Source organism: Desulfobacteraceae bacterium, from assembly GCA_022340425.1.
GTDB lineage: Bacteria > Desulfobacterota > Desulfobacteria > Desulfobacterales > JAABRJ01 > JAABRJ01.
Window position 1 is genome coordinate 1 of record JAJDNY010000062.1, and the last position, 19,282, is coordinate 19,282.

At 66.6% G+C, this 19,282-nt stretch carries 13 protein-coding genes; all 13 read left to right on the forward strand.

The genetic code is table 11. The features are described from left to right. The coding region (locus tag LJE63_05925; protein MCG6906147.1) for a histidine phosphatase family protein at positions 1–367 on the forward strand (367 nt) is incomplete at its 5' end. 495 nt (positions 368–862) lie between these two features. Continuing rightward, positions 863–2,017: a glycosyl transferase gene (locus tag LJE63_05930; GenBank protein MCG6906148.1), complete on the forward strand. Its 1,155-nt coding sequence runs from the start codon at positions 863–865 to the stop codon at positions 2,015–2,017. 615 nt (positions 2,018–2,632) lie between these two features. Next, positions 2,633–3,460: a polysaccharide deacetylase family protein gene (locus LJE63_05935; protein MCG6906149.1), complete on the forward strand. Its 828-nt coding sequence runs from the start codon at positions 2,633–2,635 to the stop codon at positions 3,458–3,460. Next, entirely contained in the window at positions 3,460–4,161 is a 702-nt protein-coding gene (locus LJE63_05940) for an ABC transporter permease (protein ID MCG6906150.1), read from the forward strand. The genes LJE63_05935 and LJE63_05940 overlap by 1 nt, the downstream gene beginning before the upstream one ends. Positions 4,162–4,217: 56 nt before the next feature. Then, entirely contained in the window at positions 4,218–4,955 is a 738-nt protein-coding gene (locus LJE63_05945) for an ABC transporter ATP-binding protein (GenBank protein MCG6906151.1), read from the forward strand. Between the two features lie 104 nt (positions 4,956–5,059). Beyond that, positions 5,060–9,877: a peptide ABC transporter permease gene (locus LJE63_05950; protein ID MCG6906152.1), complete on the forward strand. Its 4,818-nt coding sequence runs from the start codon at positions 5,060–5,062 to the stop codon at positions 9,875–9,877. Between the two features lie 80 nt (positions 9,878–9,957). After that, a complete protein-coding gene (locus LJE63_05955; GenBank protein MCG6906153.1) occupies positions 9,958–11,988 on the forward strand; it encodes a hypothetical protein in 2,031 nt (676 codons plus the stop codon). Between the two features lie 59 nt (positions 11,989–12,047). After that, the gene (locus LJE63_05960; protein ID MCG6906154.1) at positions 12,048–14,009 is read left to right on the forward strand and encodes a peptide transporter; all 1,962 of its coding nucleotides are present in this window, start codon (positions 12,048–12,050) and stop codon (positions 14,007–14,009) included. Positions 14,010–14,047: 38 nt separating this feature from the next. Beyond that, complete coding sequence (locus LJE63_05965) at positions 14,048–16,627, forward strand: ATP-binding cassette domain-containing protein (protein MCG6906155.1); 2,580 nt, start codon at positions 14,048–14,050, stop codon at positions 16,625–16,627. A 1-nt stretch (position 16,628) separates the two neighbouring features. Beyond that, positions 16,629–17,153, forward strand: coding sequence for a Crp/Fnr family transcriptional regulator (locus tag LJE63_05970; GenBank protein MCG6906156.1), 525 nt, complete (start codon positions 16,629–16,631; stop codon positions 17,151–17,153). Between the two features lie 51 nt (positions 17,154–17,204). Then, a complete protein-coding gene (locus LJE63_05975; protein MCG6906157.1) occupies positions 17,205–17,813 on the forward strand; it encodes a hypothetical protein in 609 nt (202 codons plus the stop codon). Positions 17,814–17,838: 25 nt separating this feature from the next. Then, a complete protein-coding gene (locus tag LJE63_05980; protein MCG6906158.1) occupies positions 17,839–18,741 on the forward strand; it encodes a hypothetical protein in 903 nt (300 codons plus the stop codon). Further along, positions 18,728–19,150: a PqqD family protein gene (locus tag LJE63_05985; GenBank protein ID MCG6906159.1), complete on the forward strand. Its 423-nt coding sequence runs from the start codon at positions 18,728–18,730 to the stop codon at positions 19,148–19,150. The genes LJE63_05980 and LJE63_05985 overlap by 14 nt, the downstream gene beginning before the upstream one ends. Positions 19,151–19,282 lie beyond the last annotated feature (132 nt).

The window sequence follows — 19,282 nt, forward strand, 5'->3', positions numbered from 1 at the left end:
CTGGGGCCGCTGGACCGGCGAGACCCTGGCAGCCCTGAGGGCCCGCGACCCCGTGAGCCTGGCCGCCGCCGAAGCCCGCGGCTGGGACTTCCGCCCGCCCGGCGGCGAATCCCGGCGCGAGGTCTGGCGCCGCGGCCGCGCAGCCCTGACGGCGGCCGCGCAGCGCTGGCCCGGGGAAACCTTGCTGGTGATCACCCACGAGGGGGTGATCAAGTGCCTGGCCTACGGCCTCAGCGGCCGCCGCTTCCTGCCGAACGAAGGGCCCCTGCTGCGGCCCCGCCACCTGCACCGGCTGTGCGCCGCGGGCGGCCGCCTGACGGCCACAGCCCTCAACCGCCTGGCCCTCGACCCAGGCACGCAACCCTGAAGGTTTCGCAAAAAGGCCAATTTTGGCGCTTCGCTGCATCTCGAAGTCGCTGCAGCGAACATAAGTACGCCTCACTTCTCGAAATTTGCGCGCCGTAACTTGAACTTACTATACCACCATCCCCAATATTAACTTACTGCTTCATCTTGTTTCACGCGCAGCAGTAAGGCTTTTTTAAGTGATTCATGGTTTGCATCCGAATCATCCGGAAATCGGAGATTCTATTTTTGACTGAAATATCATTCCATTGGGGTGACCAAGAAAGCTAAAATCAGATGAGCCTTGCATCCCATCGTCCCGGGCCGAGCATCGCAGCAGCCGGCGAAAAAGGCCCTGTGGCTGTCTGAGCGCCAGCGAATTCCACAGGGCCCGCCGGCTGCGAGAAGCGCAGGGCAGCCCGAAGGGCCCCGGGGCGCGGGCGGTTTCTTTTGGTTACTTTTCTTGTCCGCACAAGAAAAGTAACAACAATGAAAAAAAGGCGAAAACTTCCAAATTATGAAAATCCCCTTCTACTGCCAGCACGTGCTGGGAATCGGCCACCTCTTCCGCAGCCTGGCGATCTGCCGGGCCCTGGCGCCCCACCCGGTGACGCTGGTCACCGGCGGCAGCCGGGTGGACGCCCCCCTGCCGCCCAATGTGCGGGAGGCGGCCCTGCCGCCGCTGATGATGGACGCCGACTTCAGCCGGCTCTACGATGCCGCCGGCGAGGTTTCCCCGGACGAGGTAAAGGCCCGACGCCGGCGGCTGCTCTTCGACCTGGTGGACCAGGCCGCCCCGGAGACCGTCGTCATCGAGCTTTACCCCTTCGGCCGCAAGGCCTTCGGCTTCGAACTGGATCCTGTCCTGCAGGCCATCCGCGCCGGCGACCTGCCCCCGGCGCGGGTGGTCTGCAGCCTGCGCGACATCCTGGTGGAAAAGGCGGACTCCGCGGCCTACGAGGCCCGCGTCCTGGACCGCCTGGGGCGTTTCTTCGACGCCCTCCTGATCCATGCCGACCCAACCGTGGTGCGCCTGGAGGAAACCTTCGGGCGCAGCGCCGAGATTCCCGTCCCGCAGGTCTACACCGGCTTTGTGGCCCCCCGCCCGGACCCCGGCGCACGCCGGCGGGTGCGGCGGCGGCTGGGTCTGGGGCCGGAAGAGCGGCTGATCGTGGCCAGCGCCGGCGGCGGCAGCGTCGGCGGGGAGCTGCTGGAGGCTGTGGCGGCGGCCTTTGGGCGGCTGCCGCGCCGGGCGGGCTGCCGCCTGCAGATTTTTTCCGGGCCGTTTCTGGCGGCCGAGGCCTATGAAAGGCTGCGCCGCTTTGCCGGCGATTCCTGCCGGGTCGCGCGCTTCAGCCCCGATTTCCTCTCCTACCTGGCCGCCGCCGACCTATCGGTGAGCATGGCGGGGTACAACACCAGCATGAACATCCTCGCCACCGGGGTCCCGGCCCTGGTCTGGCCCTTTGCCCAGAACCGCGAACAGGGGCTGCGGGCTGCGCGCCTGGCAGGCCGCGGCGCCCTGGAGGTCCTCACGACCGCGGACCTGCGGCCCGAAGTCCTGGCCGGGCGCATGCGCCGGCGCCTGGCGGCCGGACCGGCGCAGGCCGGCGACATCGACCTCGACGGCGCCGCCGCCACGGCCACCTGGCTGACCTCCGGCGCTTCGTAATTTTGACAGTTCCGTAAAAAACCCAATTTCCGCGTTGCGCTGCATCTCGAAGTCGCTGCGGCGTACATAAGTACCCCTCACTCCTCGAGATTTGCGCGCCATGAACTTGGGCTTTTTACGAAACTGTCTGATTTTCTACTTTTTACCGGTCCATCAATTTTGATGGCGGTGTAGAAAGCATTTTACCCCGCAGTACGGTGTTTGTCAGAAAGGAACTTTGGTGGGCACTTTGGGAATGGACTGGATTTAGCATTCCCATGGGTCTTATGTTCATTTTCTTGTACGGACAAGAAAACGAACCAAAAGAAACCGCCCGCGTCCCGGGGCCCTTCGGGCTGCCCTGCGCTTCTCGCAGCCGGCGGGCCCTGTGGAACTCGCTTACGCTCAAACAACCACAGGGCCTTTTTCGCCAGCTGCTGCGATGCTCGGCCCGGGACAACGGGACATAAAACACCGGTTGCATCAGGCGAGGAAAACGACACTGTTTTCTCGGCCTACTTTGCGTCTCGAGCGCAGCGGGCGGTGTGGAGATTCTTTTGATCTATATATTCCCCCCGATCCCCAGTTTGTGCTATGGGTTTGGTAACCGGCCCCACGGCCCAGGATGAATGCCCCATGCCCGAGACCACCCCTTCACCCCTGTGGCGCGCACCCCTGCCGCCCGATCTGGACGCCCGCCTGACGCGCTGGCTGACCGACGGCCTGGCCGCTGCCAAGGCCTTCCGGCGCGTGACGGTCTTTTGCCGCGCGGACGACGTCGGCGTTCCGGGCCGGCGCTTCGAGCGCCTGGTGGGGCTCTTCCAGCGGCACCGGGCGCCCCTGGGGCTGGCGGTGGTGCCCGCCTGGCTGACCACGGCCCGCTGGGAACGATTGGCCGCCCTGACCGGCGGTGGAAACGGGTTGTGGTGCTGGCATCAACACGGCTGGCGGCATGTCAACCACGAACCGGCGGGCAAGAAGCAGGAATTCGGCCCCGCACGCCCCCGGTCCCAATTGGCGGCGGACCTGCGGCGGGGGCGGGAGCGGCTGGAGGCCCTGATGGGGCCGGCCTTCTACCCGGCGTTCACCCCGCCCTGGAACCGCTGCAGCGCGGAGGCCCTGGAGTTGATCCGGGAGGCCGACTACCGCGCCGTTTCGCGCAGCAGCGGCAGCCGGCCGCAGGCACCGCCGGGCATGCCGGAGCTGGCGGTCAACCTCGACCTGCACACCCGCCGGGAGCCCACTGCCGAGCGCGCCTGGCAGGGGCTGGGGGAGGAACTGCAGGCGGCCGTGGCCACCGGCCGTTGCGGGATCATGATCCACCACCAAAGGATGAACGCCGCCGGCGCCGCTTTTCTGGACGCCCTTCTGGCGGCCCTGAAGGCCCACCGGGGATTTCAGCTGACGGGAATGCCGGCGCTGGCCGAAAACGGAGGGCGGACGGAAAACTGGAGGACGGGCTGATGGCCGGCGATCGACCCACTGCGGCGCAGCCCGGCTTGCGGGGCGGGTCGGTTGCCCGGCAGGTGGTTCTGCCCTTCAAGAAATCGGTGGAAATCGCCTTCAAGAGCATCCGGGCGCGCTTCTTCCGCTCCATGATCACGACCCTCAGCCTGGTGCTTGCGGTTTCCTTCCTGAGCTTCGTCAATGTCGGCACGGATATGGCCAACGGGCTGCTGGCGAGCGGCGACCCCGTCGTGCGCCAGGACCTGAGCCAGGCCGGCTACGACTTCGGCCCGCGGGACACCAGCGTCGGCAGCAGCCCCAAACAGCGCTGGATCGTGATCCTGTCGCTGTTGGTGTGCGTGGTGGGCATCGTCAACGCCCAGTTGATGGCGGTCACCGAGCGCTTCCGCGAAATCGGCACGATGAAGTGCCTGGGTGCCCTGGACCGCTTCATCCTGCGGCTGTTCGTCCTGGAGGCCGGCATGCAGGGGCTGGCCGGGGCCGCCATCGGGGCTGCGGCCGGCGGCCTGTTCGCAGTGCTCAACGCCTGGATCGCCTTCGGCGGCCTGGCCCTGCGGGTGCTGCCGGCCGGGGAGGTGCTGGCCTCGATCCTGTGGGCCACCCTGGTGGGCATCGCCCTCAGCTTGCTGGGGGTCCTCTACCCGGCGGCGGTGGCCGCCCGCATGCAGCCGGTGGAGGCCATGCGCGTGGAGCAGTAGCCTGCACCAGCGGGGTGTTCCTTCTTTTTAACTGACCCGCATCAGCCGGGGGAACCATGACCGAAACCCGCAACATCGTCCGCGTCTCCGGGGTCATCAAGACCTTCAAGCTCGGCAAGGTGTTGGTGGAGGCCCTCAAAGGCATCGACCTGGAAATCGCCGCCGGCAACTACATTTCCATCATGGGCCCCTCGGGGTCGGGCAAGAGTACGCTCTTCAACATGATCGGCGGCCTGGACAAGCCTTCGGCCGGCAAGGTCTTCATCGACGAGGTGGACATCGCCCAGCTGGACGCCTACGAGCTCGCCTGGCTGCGCTGCCGCAAGATCGGCTACATCTTTCAGACCTTCAACATCATCCCGGTCATGACCGCTCTTGAAAACGTCACCCTGCCGATGACCTTCGCAGGCATGAACAGCGACGAGGCGGTGGAGAAGGGCATCGGGCTGCTGCAGCTGGTGGGGCTCGGGGACCGCTTCGAACACAAACCCAGCGAGCTTTCCGGCGGCCAACAGCAGCGCGTGGCCATCGCCCGGGCGCTGGCCAACGACCCGGCCATCATCCTGGCCGACGAACCCACCGGCAACCTGGACCTCACCACCGGCGAGGAGATCATCGCCCTGCTCAAGCAGATGAGCCAAGACCGGGGGGTGACGGTGATCTCGGCCACCCACGATTTCAAGATGCTCAACGTCTCGGATCAGGTGGTCTGGATCCGCGACGGGCTGGTGGACAAAATCGAGGACCGCGAAGAGCTCTCCATTTCGGTGGGCACGATCGGCTCCCGGGAATAGCCCCGCAGGCAGCGGCGGGCGCGCCCACCGAACCAAACGAAACCGAACGCCACAACCGTGGCGCCATTTTGAGAGCCGGCCCAGGCGCCGGCAGGTGACCGCAGATGGCAAAACCGGCCGAACCATCCCGCCAGATCCGCTTCCCGCTCCGCTGGGGCTGCGCCCTGGCGCTGCTGGCGATCCTGGCCGCCGCGGGACCCCCGGCGGCCGCCGTGGAACCCGGCGATTTTGCCGCAAACCTGAAAGCCCTCAGCGCTTGGGATGATCGCAGCAGCGGCACCCCTGGCCACCGCGCTGCCGCCGAGGCCATTCGGGGCCGTTTCACGGCCCTGGGGTTCGAGGACGTCGGCGTGCACCGCTTCGCCCTGCCGCTGCGCCGCCACACCCAAAGCCGCATCGCCCTGCCGGCCCAAGGCCGGCGCACGCCCCTCAACCCCATCAACGGCAACGCCATCTCACCCGGCACCATCGCCCCCGAAGGCCTCGACGGGCCGCTGGTCTACGTCGGCCCGGGGGACCTGCCGAATTTCAACGGCACCCCGACTGCCGGCGCCATCGTTCTGATGGACCTGACCTCCGGCCGCAACTGGCTGCACGCGGCCAACCTCGGCGCCAAGGCCCTGATCTACGTCGACCGCGGGGACTCCCCGCGAACCCTGTTCGAGGAGAAACACGAGCTTTCCCCCATCCGCTTCCCGCGCTTCTGGCTGCCGCTGGAGGTCGCGCACAGCCTCCTGGGCGATTTCGAAGGCACTGTCGGCAGCGTGCTGGCCGAAAACGTGCGGCTGACCTCGGACCTGCGCTGGGAGCCGGCGGTGGGCGAAAACATCTACTGTTTGGTGCCGGGAACCGACCCGGACCTGAAAGAGCAGCTGCTGCTGGTGGAGGCCTTCTACGACAGCACCCCGCTGGTCTTCGGGCGCGCCCCGGGAAGCGACGAGGCCTGCGGCATCGCCAGCCTGCTGACACTGGCGGCCGAGCTGCGCGACCACCCGCCGGCGCGCTCGATCCTGCTGGTGGCCACCGACGGCCATGCCACCGAGCTGGCCGGGATGCGCGAGCTGGTCTGGAGCATCAGCGCCCGAACCAGGGAGCTGCGTGAGACCCGCAGCGAACTGCAGCGGGTGGTCAAAACCGCCCGGCAGATGGCGGACCTCCTGGGGCAGGCTGCGGTCTCGGGTTTCGACGGCCAAGAGACAGCCGGCGGCGATCTCAGGGAGGCGCTGGCCGAGGAGATCAAAACCGAGGTCGACCGGATTTCGCGCGAGCTCATCCAGCTGCGCCTGGACGGCAGCGATAATGCCAGCCGCGGGCGGATCAACACCCTCGCCCAGGAGCGCCAGGTGCTGCGCGGCCTGCTGTGGCGCAGCGGCTTTGCCGGTCTGAACGCCGCCGAGCGGGCCGCGGCCAAGATGCTCCTGCCCGAGGCGATCCGCCGCCAGGAGATGCTGCTGGCCGACGCCCGCCACCAGCTGGAACTGCTGGAGAGCGCCAACCGCCTGCGGGGCATCGTCAGGGCCCACGACCTGGCAGCGGCGGTCTCGCTGCATCTTTCCAGCCACGGCGACGGGCTCGGGGCCTTCAACCGCGGCTGGCTTTACCCGCTCAAGCCCAGCGTCAACCGGGTGGCCCCTTACAGCACCTTAAACGAGGTGCTCAACGCCGGCGCGGCGGCCATGGCCTCCGCCGGGGAGCTGCCCTATGCTTTCCGCGACACCCTGCGCCCCAGCCGGGTGCGCCCGTGGCAGAGCCACTTCATCGACCAGCCCCATCTGGGCGGCGAGGTCAGCGCGCTGGCCGGCTATCTCGGCTTCACCCTGGCCACCGTCAATGACGCCCGGACCCGCTGGGGCACCCCCGGCGACCGGCCCCAGGCGGTGGATACCGTCCAGGCCGCACGGCAATGCGCGCTGGTCTGCGGCCTCGTTCAGGCCCTCGCCCGGGCGCCCCGCCTGGACAGCGGCATCGCACCCTCCGAGGGCTTCGCCACGGTTTCCGGGCACGCCAAGCGTCTGCGCCACGGCGAGCTGTTTCCCGACCAGGCCGCACCGGGGGCGGTTCTGCTGGCCTTTCAGGGACCGGCCCGGCATCACGCCATCGTCGACGCCCGCGGCCGCTTCCAGCTCAAGGGCGTGGCCGAAAAGCGGCACGTGCTGGACAAGGTGATCATCGAGGGCTATCGTTTCGACCCCGAAAGCGGGGAGACCCTCTGGGCCATCGACAAAAAGCAGACCGGCAAGGAAGCCTACCGGCTGAAAATGCAGCGCCGGAACATGGAAACCGACCTGGTGATGTTCAGCTGCCGCCAGACCACCATCTTCGACCTGCTCGAGCCGCGCAGCTTCCGTTACCTCACCAAGATCCAGGTCCTCGACGGCCGCCGCGAGGCCCTGCCGCTGCGTTACTGGTACAGCCGGATCGACACCCGCAGCTCGGTGATCGCCTCGATCTTCCTGGAGCCGGGGACCCGCATGAAGCTGACCCTCTCGGACACCGTCCTGCGCAACAAGATGCTCTTGCTCAACGCCACCCCGGACCATCCCGAGGGCACCGGTTTCCCGGTGGACGACTATCCCAGCATCCCCCAGACGGCCTTCCACGTCGCCCGCGACATGTGGACCCTGCTGACCCCCCGGATCGCGGCCCTGGAGACCCACGGCATCCACGACGAGCGTATCCGCCAGCTCCGGGAGGAGGGGGTGTCCGCCCTGCGGCAGGCGGAAGCCGACCTGGACGGCCGCCGCTTCGACCGCGCCGCCGCCGCCGCCGCCCGCTCCTGGGCGTTGGCCAGCCGGGTCTACAACCATGTTCAGAAGACCCAGAAGGACGTCCTCTTCGGCGTCCTCTTCTACATCGCCCTGTTCGTCCCCTTCGCCTTCTGCCTGGAGCGGCTGCTGTTCTCGTACGCCAACATCCACAAGCGGATCGTGGCCTTCGTGGCGATCCTGGCGGTCCTGATCGCCGTCATTTTCCAGGTCCACCCGGCCTTTCAGCTGGCCTACAGCCCGTTGGTGGTGGTGCTGGCCTTTTTCATCATGGGGCTCTCGCTGGTGGTCACGCTGATCATCTTCTTCCGCTTCGAAAACGAGATGGTGCGCCTGCAGCGGCGCGCCAGCCGCCTGCCGGCCGGCGAGATCAGCCGCTGGAAAGCCTTTGTGGCGGCTTTTTTCCTGGGGGTCAACAACCTGCGGCGGCGGCGGCTGCGGACGGTTTTGACCTGCCTGACCCTGATCATCCTGACCTTCACCATCATGAGTTTCACCTCGGTCAAGACCAACCGCCAGCACGCCCGCATGCTCTACCAGGACCGCGCCCCCTACCCGGCCATCCTGATGAAGAACGTCAACTGGCAGGACCTGCCGCCCGAGGCCCTGGGCATCATCACCAACGAGTTTCACGACAGCGGCCTGGTGGCGCCGCGGGTCTGGCTGGAAGACGCCGACCGGACGCGGTCCACGCGCATCCCGCTGCGCTTTGGCGACCGGCGCTACGAGGCCCAGGGGATGATCGGGCTGGCCAGCAACGAGCCCGCGGTGACGGGGCTGGACCAGGTGCTGGTGGGCGGGCGCTGGTTCCGCGAGGATGAGGAAAAGGCCGTCCTGATCTCCGAGCGCATGGCCCGGGAGCTGGGCATCGGAACCGATCCACCGGCCGGCACCCAGGTGCTGCTCTGGGGGCTGCCCTTCGAGATTGCCGGCGTTTTCTCCGGCGAACGCCTCCAGGGGCGCCCCGACCTGGACGGCGAGATCCTGACGCCGGTCACCTTTCCCAGCGACATCGCCGTGGAGTTGACCGAGGTGGAGATGGACGCCCTGGAGTCCGGCGACGAGGTCCTCGAGCTGCAGGGCGCGTACCAGCACATCCCTGCCGATCTGACGGTAATCGTGCCGGCGGACACCCTCCTCGCCCTGGGCGGCCGGCTGAAGGCCGCCGCCCTGCGGCCGGACGCGTCCGAGGATTTGCAGGCCCTCTCCGCGCAGCTGGCCGACCGCTTCGGGCTGACGCTTTTCAGCGGGGAGCCGGACGGCACCTTCATCTACCACGCCAGCGAGACGATCCGCTACAGCGGTGTGCCCAACATCCTGATCCCGCTGGTGATCTCGGTCTTCATCGTGCTCAACACGATGATCGGCAGCGTCTACGAGCGCAAGCGCGAAATCGGGATCTACACCTCAGTGGGGCTGGCGCCCTCCCACGTGGGGTTTCTGTTCGTCGCCGAGGCCATGGCCTTCGCCGTGCTGAGCGTCGTGCTGGGCTATCTGCTGGCCCAGAGCTCCGCCAAGCTCTTTGCCGGAACGACCCTGTGGGCCGGCATCACGGTCAACTACTCCTCCCTGGCGGGGGTGGCCGCGATGCTGCTGGTGATCCTGGTGGTGCTGGTGTCGGTCATCTACCCGGCGCGAGTGGCCGCCGAGATCGCCATCCCGGACGTCAACCGCTCCTGGCGCCTGCCCGACGCCCAGAGCAGCACCATCGAAATCACCCTGCCCTTCCTGATGAAATATCACGAACACCTCAGCATCGGCGGCTTCGTGATCGACCACTTCCGCGGCCACCAGGACGTCTCCCACGGCCTGTTCTCCAGCGGCGAGATCGACTTCGGCTTCGAGGACCAGCCGTCAGCCCCGGACGGGGCGACCTGCCTCTTCCTGCGGGCCAAGGTCTGGTTGGCGCCGTTTGACTTCGGCATCATGCAGACGGTGACGGTGACCTTCTGCCCGTCGCAGGACAAACCGGACCTCTACGAAATCCGGCTGCGGCTGGTGCGCCAGACCGGCGAGGCCAACGTCTGGGGCCGGGTGAACCGTGTGTTCGTCAACGACCTGCGCAAACAACTGCTGGTCTGGCGGTCCCTGCCGGCCGAGACCCAGGAGTTTTACCGCGGGCGGCTGGAGACGGCCGGGCCCGCCCCGACTGTCTGAAAGGCACCCAAACCAATACCTTTAAAGGAGGACACCCCGCCCATGGGCCTCTTTTCAAGCGCAAGCAGCAGCACCGGCACATGAGCACGCCGCCCGCACCCGCCACCCCGCCCCCCGGGGAACCGGAGCAGTCGGCGGCGATCGCCATCCGCCCGCGTGCCGTTCTGATCGGCCTGCTGCTGGCGACGGTGATCTGCGCCCTGACCCCCTTCAACAACGTCTACCGCCAGGCCACGCCGCTGGGGGGCGGTCATTTCCCGCTGGCGCCGTTTTTCATCCTCTTCTGGCTGACGCTGCTGGTGGCCGCCGCCGGCCGGCTGGCGGGCCGCCGGCCGTGGCTGAACGGTCGCGAGCTGCTGGTGGTCTGGATCCTGATGGTGCTCGTCTCCGGCATCGCCTACACGGGGCTGGCGCGCACCTTTTTCATCAACCTGACCGCCCCGTACCACTTTGCCAACGTCGAAAACCGCTGGGAAACGGTGCTGCAGCCGCTGCTGCCCCAGGCCCTCTTCCCCCAGCAGGCCGAGGCGGTGGCCACCCTCTACAACGGGCTGATCGGCGGGCGCCAGATGGGCTGGCTGACGGTCGTGCGCCAGATCCCCTGGCAGGCCTGGATCGTGCCGCTGGCCAGCTGGGGCGGCTTCATCCTCTTGTGCTACCTGGTGATGCTCTGCCTGGTGAACATTCTCAGCCGTCAGGCCCTGGCCAACGAGCGCATGAACTTCCCGCTGCTGCGGGTGCCGCAGTTGATGGAGGACGCTCTTGACGCGGGGCGCCTGGGCGACTTTTTGACCGACCGCTTCCTGCTCTGCGGGATGCTCCTGCCGGTGGCGCTGCACCTGTTAAACGGCCTGCATTTCTACCTGCCGGCGGTGCCCCAGCTGCCGACCCTGATCCTGGTGGGCCCCTATTTCCCCAAAACCGGCCTGTTTTCAGGGTTTTACAAGCTGAAAATCTACATCTACCCCGCCTTCATCGGCTTCGCCTTCCTGACCTCGCGCCAGATCTCCTTTTCCTTCTGGCTCTTTTTCATCCTGGGCGGCCTGCTCTCCGGCCTGCTGGGTGTCCTGGGCTACAACATCCCGGCGGCGGCTTTAGGGGTGACCTTCGGGCCGACCCTTTCCCACCCCGAGGAGATGCAGATGCTGGGCGCCTACGGGGTCTTTTTTCTCTTCCTAATGTGGCTGGCGCGTTTTCACCTGGCCGACACCCTGCGCGAGGCCCTGTGGCTCAAAAAGGCGGCCCCGGCCGAATCGGAATGGTTCTCCACCCGTCTGGCCTTCTGGGGGGTGGTGCTCGGCGGGGGCGGCCTGGTGGCCTGGTGCCGCTACTTCGGCGTTCCGCTGACGGCCTCGCTGCTCTTCATCGGGGCCTCGTTCATGGTGCTGCTGGTGGCCAGCCGGATCATCTGCCAGGGGGGGATCGCCTACTTCACCCTCACCACAGCCCCCATCGACGGCCTGCTGACCTTCTTCGGCCCGGGGTTCTTCAGCCACATGGGCCTCTTGGTCGCGGCCGTGGTGCAGAAGGTCATGTTCGTGGACCTGCGCGAGTCGCTGATGCCCTCACTCCTGCACGCCAGCAAGATCAGCGCACCGCTAAAAAACCGGCGCCTGGTGGCCGGCGGCATCGTGGTCACGCTGCTGGCCGGGATCGTCGTCTCGCTGGTAGCCATGCTGGCGCTGTGCTACAAATTCGGGGTACGCGAACTGCAGTTCGACTGGGCAACCCAAACCACCCTGACGGTCTACGACAACGTTTTCGCCCTGATCGAAAGCCCCCTGGAAAGCGGCCACTGGGTGGTTCTCTTCGGCCTGCTGGGGGCGGCGTTGATGCTGGTCCTGGTGATCTGCTACCACCGCTTCTACTGGTGGCCGATCCACCCGCTGGGCTACCTCGCCGCCTATAGCTCGGCCATGCGCATCCTGTGGTTCAGCTTTTTCGTGGGCTGGCTGTGCAACGCGCTGTGCATGCGCTACGGCGGGGTGGTCCTGTTCAAGCGCCTGCGGCTGTTCTTCGTGGGCCTGATCCTGGGGGATTTTTTGATGGGGGGCATCTGGGCCGTGGTGGGGCTTTTCGCCGGCGCCAGCTACCTGGTGCTGCCCGACTGAAGGCGGCCGGCCGTCCGACGGCCGTCTCAAACCGCAACCGGCATTGGGAATCCGTGGGCATGTATATCGACAAAGAACTCGCCGAATACCGCGACCTGCTCAAAACGCCCACCCATTTCGAGGAGGGCTTCGACTGGAAGACCGTGGTGGGGGCGGTTTTCATCGGATTTCTGATGATGCCGGGCAGCATGTACCTGCAGCTGGTGATCGGCACCGGCATCGGCCCGGCGGCCCGCTGGGTGACCATCATTCTGTTTGCCGAGATCGCCAAACGCTCCTACACCGAACTGAAGCAGCAGGAGATTTTCCTGCTCTACTACATGGCCGGAGCCGCCCTTTCCTCGCCCTTCCAGGGCCTGCTGTGGAGCCAGTACCTGGTCCAGTCGGATGCGGCCCGCATGCTGGGGGTGACCGAGTTCATTCCCTCCTGGGTGGCGCCGGGGCCCGATTCGGCTTCCCTGGTGGAGCGCACCTTCTTCCACCGCGACTGGCTGATCCCGATCCTGCTGCTGGTGGGCTCCCAGGTGATCCAGCGCATCGACCACTTCGGCCTGGGCTACGCCCTTTTCCGGATCACCTCGGACGTCGAAAAGTTGCCCTTTCCCATGGCGCCCGTGGGCGCCCTGGGCACCATGGCCCTGGCCGAGTCCACCGAGGACAAACAGAAAAGCTGGAAATGGCGGGTGTTTTCCATTGGCGGGGTGATCGGCCTGGCCTTCGGCGGGATCTATGTGCTGCTGCCCACCGTCTCGGGGCTGATCTTCACCGAGCCCATCCGGCTGATCCCGATCCCCTGGATCGAGCTCACCCGCCACACCGAGGGCGTGCTGCCGGCGGTGGCCACCGGCCTGCAGCTGGACCTCGGGCTGATCTTCATCGGCATGGTGCTGCCCTTCTGGGCGGTCATCGGCGGTCTGGTGGGGCTGGTGATCACCGTGGTGGCCAACCCGATCCTCTACCGCCACGGCATTCTCAACCGCTGGCACCCGGGCATGGAAACCGTGGACACGGTCTTTGCCAACAACTTCGACTTTTACATGAGCTTCGGCATCGGCCTGGGGCTGGCCATCGGCTGCGTGGGGGTCTGGCACGTGGCGCGCTCCTTCGGCAAAAGCGGCCCCGGCCGCCAGGGCAGTTTCAAGGCGCTTTTCCGTCCGCCGCCGGGGCGCGGCGATTTCAATTTTTGGATCTCCATCGCCATCTATGTCTTTTCGACCCTGGCCTACGTGCTGCTGTGCCGCTGGCTGGTGCCCAATTTCCCGTGGGTTTTTTTCCTGGCCTACGGCTTCGTCTACACGCCGGTGATCTCCTACATCACCGCCCGCATGGAGGGCATCGCCGGCCAGTTCGTCAACCTGCCGCTGGTGCGCGAGGCGAGCTTCATCGCCGGTGCCAAGTTCTTCGGCTACCGCGGCATCGAGATCTGGTACGCCCCGATACCCATCCACAACTACGGCGAGGCCACCGTCCACTTCCGCGAGATCGAGCTCACTGGCACCAGCATCCGGGGCATCATCAAGGCCGAGCTGGTGGTCTTCCCGGTAGTCATGGTGGCCAGCCTGCTGTTCTCGCAGTTCATCTGGCGTCTGGCGCCGATCCCCTCCAGCAACTACCCCTACGCCCAGGAGCTGTGGCACCTGCAGGCGCTCAACACCCTGCTGATGCAGACCTCCACCCTGGAGGGCAATTCGCTCTTTTTCCAGGCCCTCAGGGCCAGTTACGTGCTCTCGGGGCTGGGCTTCGGCCTGGTGGTCTACGCCGTCCTGTCGGTCCTGGGGCTGCCGGTGCTGCTGATCTACGGCGTGGTCCGGGGCCTCGGCCAGAGCACCCCCCACGGCATGATCCTGGAGGTGGCCGGCGCTTTCCTGGGGCGCTTCTTTTTTCTGAAGCGCTACGGCGCCATGTGGCGCCAGTACGCGCCGGTGCTGCTGGCCGGCTTCTCCTGCGGTATGGGCCTGACCGGCATGTTCGCCATGGGCTTTGCGCTGATTCTCAAATCGCTGGGGCGCCTGGCCTACTGACGCCGCCGGTTAAGGCTGCCCCCACGGACCCTTCGGCCATGATCACCCAAAGATCGCTCTTCTACTGGATCCGGCAGCGCCACCGCCTGCTGCAACTGCTGATCCTGGCGCTGATTCTGGTCAGCATCGGCCTGCGGCTGCTGCCTCTGGAGCTCCAGAAGCGGATCATCAACAGCGCCATCGAGCTCAAGCAAGTCGATCTCCTGCTGCTCTACTGCGGCCTTTTCCTGACGGCGGTGCTGCTGGCCTCGCTCTTCAAGTACGCCATCAACGTCCTGCAGAAGTACGTGGGGCAGAAAATCCTGCTGGAAATGCGGGAGACGCTCTACACCCACATGCTGCAGCTGCCCCTGCAGTTCTTTCGCCGGACCCCCCAGGGTACGGTCATCAGCCTCCTGAGCGCGGAACTCAACGCCGTCGGCCACTTCATCGGCGGCGCCCTGGCCGTTCCGGTCACCAGCCTGCTGATGCTGCTGAGCTTCGCGGCCTACATGATCTACCTGGACCCCCTGCTGGCGCTGATCAGCCTGGCGATCTACCCCCTGGAGATCGTTCTGATCCCGATCCTGCAACGGCGCTACAATCGCCTCAACGCCCGCCGGGTGGACGCCGTGCGCGAGATGAGCAACGTCGTCGGCGAGGCCGTCGGGGGCATCCTCGAAATCCAGGGCAATGCCAGCTTCGCCCTCGAAAAGGCCAAGTTCAGCGACATCGCGCGGCGGCTCTTCGACCTGGTAAACCGCTTATTTCTATACAAATTCGGCACCAAGACACTCAACAACCTCTTCCAGAACCTGGGGCCCTTTTTTCTCTTCCTGCTGGGCGGCTACCTGGTGATCCAGGGCCGCTTCACCCTCGGGGCGCTGGTGGCCTTTCTCTCGGCCTACGAGAAGGTCTACGAGCCGTGGAAGGAGCTGATCGAATACTATCAGGACCTCCAGGATGCGCGCGTGCGCTACGAGCGGGTGATGGGCTACTTCGATGAGGCCCCCGAGTTCGCCCTCTTTCCGGAGGGCCGGCCGGCCCACCGCCTGAGCGGCAGCATCGCGGTCAGCGACCTCAGCCTGACGGTCCAGGAACAGATCCAGCTCCTGGACGGGGTCGGCCTGGATCTCGCCGCCGGCCAGCAGATGGCCCTGGTGGGATTTTCCGGCAGCGGCAAAAGCACCCTGGCCATGCTGCTGGGGCAGCTCTACAGCTACCGCCGGGGCCACATCCGGCTGGACGGGCATGAACTGCGGGAGCTGACCAAGCTGGACGTCAGCCGCAACATCGGGTTCGTGGCCCAGCACCCCTTCATCTTCAGCGGCACGGTGCGCGACAACTTGCTCTACGGCTGCCGCGCGCTGGCCGCCGCGGCCACGGCCAAAGGACCGCCCCCGGCGCTGCCGGACACCCGCCGGCTGCTGGAGATGACCGCCGCCGTGGGGTTTGCCGAGGACATCGTGCGCTTCGGCTTAAACGCCGTCCTGGACCGCGAGCGCTGCCAGCCCCTGCGGGCGGACCTGCTGCGGATGCGCAACCGGCTGCACCGCCAGCTGTCGGAGAAACTCGGTCAAGCGGTGGAGTTCTACAACGTCAACCGGTTTCTCGAGCATTTGCGGATCTACGACAATCTGTTTTTCGGCGACGTCCACGACCCCGCCTGGGCGCTTTCCAACCTGCCGCGGAATCCGGCCTTTACCGCTTTTCTGGAAGCCAACGACCTCGACAGCCCCCTGCTGGAGCTGGGCGCCAAGCTGGCGGCGGAAACCGTCGCCCTGCTGGGAAAGATCGGCGACGATGCCTTTTTCTTCGCTGCCAGCCCGATGGCCCCGGAGGAGTTCGAAACCTACGCCCGGATCGTGGGGCGGGCGGCCAAAACCAGCCCGAGCGGGCTGCCAGCGGCCGACCGGGCCCAGCTGCAGCTCCTGGCGCTGCGCTTCATCCCCGCCCGGCACAAGTTGGCCGCGATCCCCGGGTCCCTGGCGGCCGCGATCGTGGCCGCCCGCCAGCGGTTCATCCAGAATGTCGGCCACCTTCAGCTGCGGCGCTGCCAGCTGGCCACCGAGCACTTCATGCGCGGCGAGGACCCCGGGCCGGCCGAGGAGACCGGCGGCAACCGCGACTTTTCGATCTACTGTCCCACCGAGTACCTCTACTCGCGCAGCCTGCTGGACAACCTCGTCTTCGGCACCCTCAAAGCCGAGCAGGACACCGCCCAGGCCGAGCTGCGCGAACGGGTGACCAAGGCGCTGGAGGAAAACGGGCTGCTGGACACCGTGATGGAAATCGGCCTGGATTTCGCCGTGGGCAGCAAGGGCGACCGCCTCTCCGGCGGCCAGCGCCAGAAAATCGCCATCGCCCGCGCGCTGCTCAAGGAAACCCCGATTCTCATCCTGGATGAGGCCACCGCCAGCCTGGACAACACCTCCCAGGCCAGGATCCAGCAGTATATCGAGACCCGTCTCAAGGGCCGTCAAACGGTGGTGGCGGTGATTCATCGCCTGGACACGGCCCGGGCCTACGACCGGATCCTGGTGCTGCGGGCCGGGCGGGTGATGGAGGCCGGTACCTACGACAACCTGATGGAGCGACAGGGGAGCTTCTACGACCTTGTCAGGGGAGCGACGACCTGAAATGACCGCCGAGGCACGTCAAAACCGCAGCGAACTGGCCCAGAACATGGACTACCTGAGACAGCTGGGCCCTTTTGAGCGCACCCCCTTTGAAATCCTGCGGCTCTATGCTTACATTGCTCGTAGACGGCGTTTCCGTCAGGGGGATTTTATCTTCCGCCAGAACCAGCAGGCCGACCGGGCCCACCTCATCCTGAGCGGCGAGGTGACGTTGTCGGTGGAGAAGTCGGGACGGACGCTCCCGCTGCAGGTCCTTGGGCCGATGGAATTTTTCGGCTACATGGCGCTGTTGGCACGCTACGACTGGCCGCTGAGCGCCCGGGCCACGGCCGCCGGCGAAACCCTGAGCGTGGACCGTGAGAGTTTTCGCAAGATTCTGATCCGCTTTCCGGATCAGTGCATCGAGGTGGTGGACAGCCTGGTGCGCCTACGCATGCAGCGCATGCGCGAGCACATGGACACCCTGATGAAAAACATCAAAGACCCGGGCGGCGGCGCCGAGCTGGCGCGTGAAATCGGCGTATAACCCGCGCGGCGGACGGACCTGGCGACCGTATCGCCGGAAGAGGAAACCGAAATGCTCAGATGGATGGTTTTCGCGATGGTAGCCGGCCTGCTGGTGGGTCGGGGCTGGTGTGAGGCCAAGGCCCCGCTCGAAGTGGGCGGGTTTGTCCTGGGCGCGCCGGTCCAGGCGGTGGAGGATCGCGTGCGCATGGCAAGCGCGCTGCCGGTGCGCCACATGGAGTTCCTGCAGGAGGTGGAAATCATCGATTTGCCGCAGTTTAAAAGCGGCTACATCGCCTTCGGGACCTGCGACCAGCCGGGGCAGATCGTACGCATCAAGCTGAAGTATGCCGAGTCCTCGCGCAAATTCTACGACGCGCTGCTGAAGCGCTTCAAACAGCGCTTCGGCAACCCCAGCGAGTGGCGCGGCGACCCGTTTCACGTGGTGATCGCTTGGAAATGGCAATTCACCGAGCCCGACGGCACCTGCATCAGCCTGATTCTCCAGCACAACACCCGCGACGAGGACGAGAAAATGGGCAACGCGGTCAAACTGACGGCCAGCCACCTGATCGAGGCCGAACGCCGCTGCTTCGAAAAGCGGCAGCCAAAGTCGGCGGCCCCGGGGGAGCCGCCGGCTGCCCGCGGCCCGGTGGACTGGGATTTGCTAGTTCCGCGATGAGCCCCACAGCCCGCGTGATGCCGGCATGACCCCTGTGGACTCCACGCCCGCAGACGACTGGCGTGAGACCGCCTGGAACGGCGTACGCTTGCGGGTCCCGGCCAGGTGGGAGCCCCGCGAGATCGGCCGCCGCTATCTGCTGCTGGCCTCGCCGGACGGGCCGGCGATGGAGCTGCGATGGGGCCCGGCCGCCGGCAGGCACGCCGACCCCGCCGACTATCTGCGCCGCCTGCAGCCCCGCAAAGGCCCCCGCAGGCTCATCCGCCCCATTCCACTGCCGGCCGCCTGGCAAAAGGCGCTGACGGGGTTCGCCTGCCAGGGGTTTTCCTGGTCCGCCGGCGGACAGGCCGCCAGCGGTGCGGTGCTCTGCTGCCCGGTCTGCCGTCAGGCCACCCTGGTCCAGTTTTTCCACCCCCCCGGGGCCGGCGCCGGACCGACCGCCGCCGGGGTCCTCTCCGCCTTCCGGGATCACGGTCCGGCCCCCACCGTGGTCTACGCCCTCTTCGACATCCGGGCCGAAGTCCCGGCGATTTTCCAGCTGGCCGGCCAGCGCTTCGAAGCGGGCTATTTCGAGCTGGTCTTCAAAGGCCCGCGCCAGCGGCTGGTGCTGCACCGCTGGGGGCCGGCCGGGGTGCTGCTGCAACAAACAGCCCTGGCGACCCTGGGCCGGCGCCTGCTGCCCGGGAGCGACGGCCGGCCGGAAGACCTGGCGATCGGCCCCCATCAGGGTCTGGAATGGTCCCAGGACCCGCCGCAGCGGGGCTGGCAGCGCTGGTGGGGCAGACTCACCCCCGGCGAGCGCTACCGGCGCTACCGGATCTGGCATCTGCCGCAGCGCAACCGTCTCCTGGGGGTCAGTCTGGAAGGCCGCCTGGCGCCCCCCTATCCATGGCTGGACGCCCTCTGCCAAGCCTATGAAAGTTTTTAAACGCCGCAAAACCGCCGAGACCGACGCCGCCCGCGCGGCGTCGCTGGCCTGCCGGCCCACCAAAAACCCGGAGGTCCAGGAAAGCCCGCTGGATTCAGGCGAGCTGCTGCTGGTCTACCCGGTCAGGGTCCGCCCGTGGTTCGGGTCCCTGGCACGCCGCCTGGGCGCCCCGGCCGCCGAGGTTCAGACCCGCCGGCTGCAGCTGGACACGCTGGGGACGGCGGCCTGGCGCCTTCTGGACGGTCGGCGGACGGTGGCCGGGGTGGTGCGGGCCTTTGCGCACGAGTTTCAGCTGCATCCGCGCGAAGCGGAGGTGTCCGTCACGCGCTTCCTGAAGGAATTGGGCAAGCGGGGGTTGATCGGACTCAAGGCCCCGCCGGGGGAGCTCAAGGGCCTCGGCAAGAAATAATTCCACATCTGGCTTGTCTTTTGGCACGTCACCGGCGTTACATCCGCCGGCACGTATCCCGATATGCACCGGCGAATGTGCCTGGGTGACAAACCAAAATCCGGCGCCATAATGTGGAATTGTTGATTGCCG

What these genes read in the sequence shown, in the direction of transcription:
- LJE63_05930 (MCG6906148.1), top strand. Translation starts at nt 863, where the DNA reads ATGAAAATCCCCTTCTACTGCCAGCACGTGCTGGGAATCGGCCACCTC.
- LJE63_05935 (MCG6906149.1), top strand. Translation starts at nt 2,633, where the DNA reads ATGCCCGAGACCACCCCTTCACCCCTGTGGCGCGCACCCCTGCCGCCC.
- LJE63_05940 (MCG6906150.1), top strand. Translation starts at nt 3,460, where the DNA reads ATGGCCGGCGATCGACCCACTGCGGCGCAGCCCGGCTTGCGGGGCGGG.
- LJE63_05945 (MCG6906151.1), top strand. Translation starts at nt 4,218, where the DNA reads ATGACCGAAACCCGCAACATCGTCCGCGTCTCCGGGGTCATCAAGACC.
- LJE63_05950 (MCG6906152.1), top strand. Translation starts at nt 5,060, where the DNA reads ATGGCAAAACCGGCCGAACCATCCCGCCAGATCCGCTTCCCGCTCCGC.
- LJE63_05955 (MCG6906153.1), top strand. Translation starts at nt 9,958, where the DNA reads ATGAGCACGCCGCCCGCACCCGCCACCCCGCCCCCCGGGGAACCGGAG.
- LJE63_05960 (MCG6906154.1), top strand. Translation starts at nt 12,048, where the DNA reads ATGTATATCGACAAAGAACTCGCCGAATACCGCGACCTGCTCAAAACG.
- LJE63_05965 (MCG6906155.1), top strand. Translation starts at nt 14,048, where the DNA reads ATGATCACCCAAAGATCGCTCTTCTACTGGATCCGGCAGCGCCACCGC.
- LJE63_05970 (MCG6906156.1), top strand. Translation starts at nt 16,629, where the DNA reads ATGACCGCCGAGGCACGTCAAAACCGCAGCGAACTGGCCCAGAACATG.
- LJE63_05975 (MCG6906157.1), top strand. Translation starts at nt 17,205, where the DNA reads ATGCTCAGATGGATGGTTTTCGCGATGGTAGCCGGCCTGCTGGTGGGT.
- LJE63_05980 (MCG6906158.1), top strand. Translation starts at nt 17,839, where the DNA reads ATGACCCCTGTGGACTCCACGCCCGCAGACGACTGGCGTGAGACCGCC.
- LJE63_05985 (MCG6906159.1), top strand. Translation starts at nt 18,728, where the DNA reads ATGAAAGTTTTTAAACGCCGCAAAACCGCCGAGACCGACGCCGCCCGC.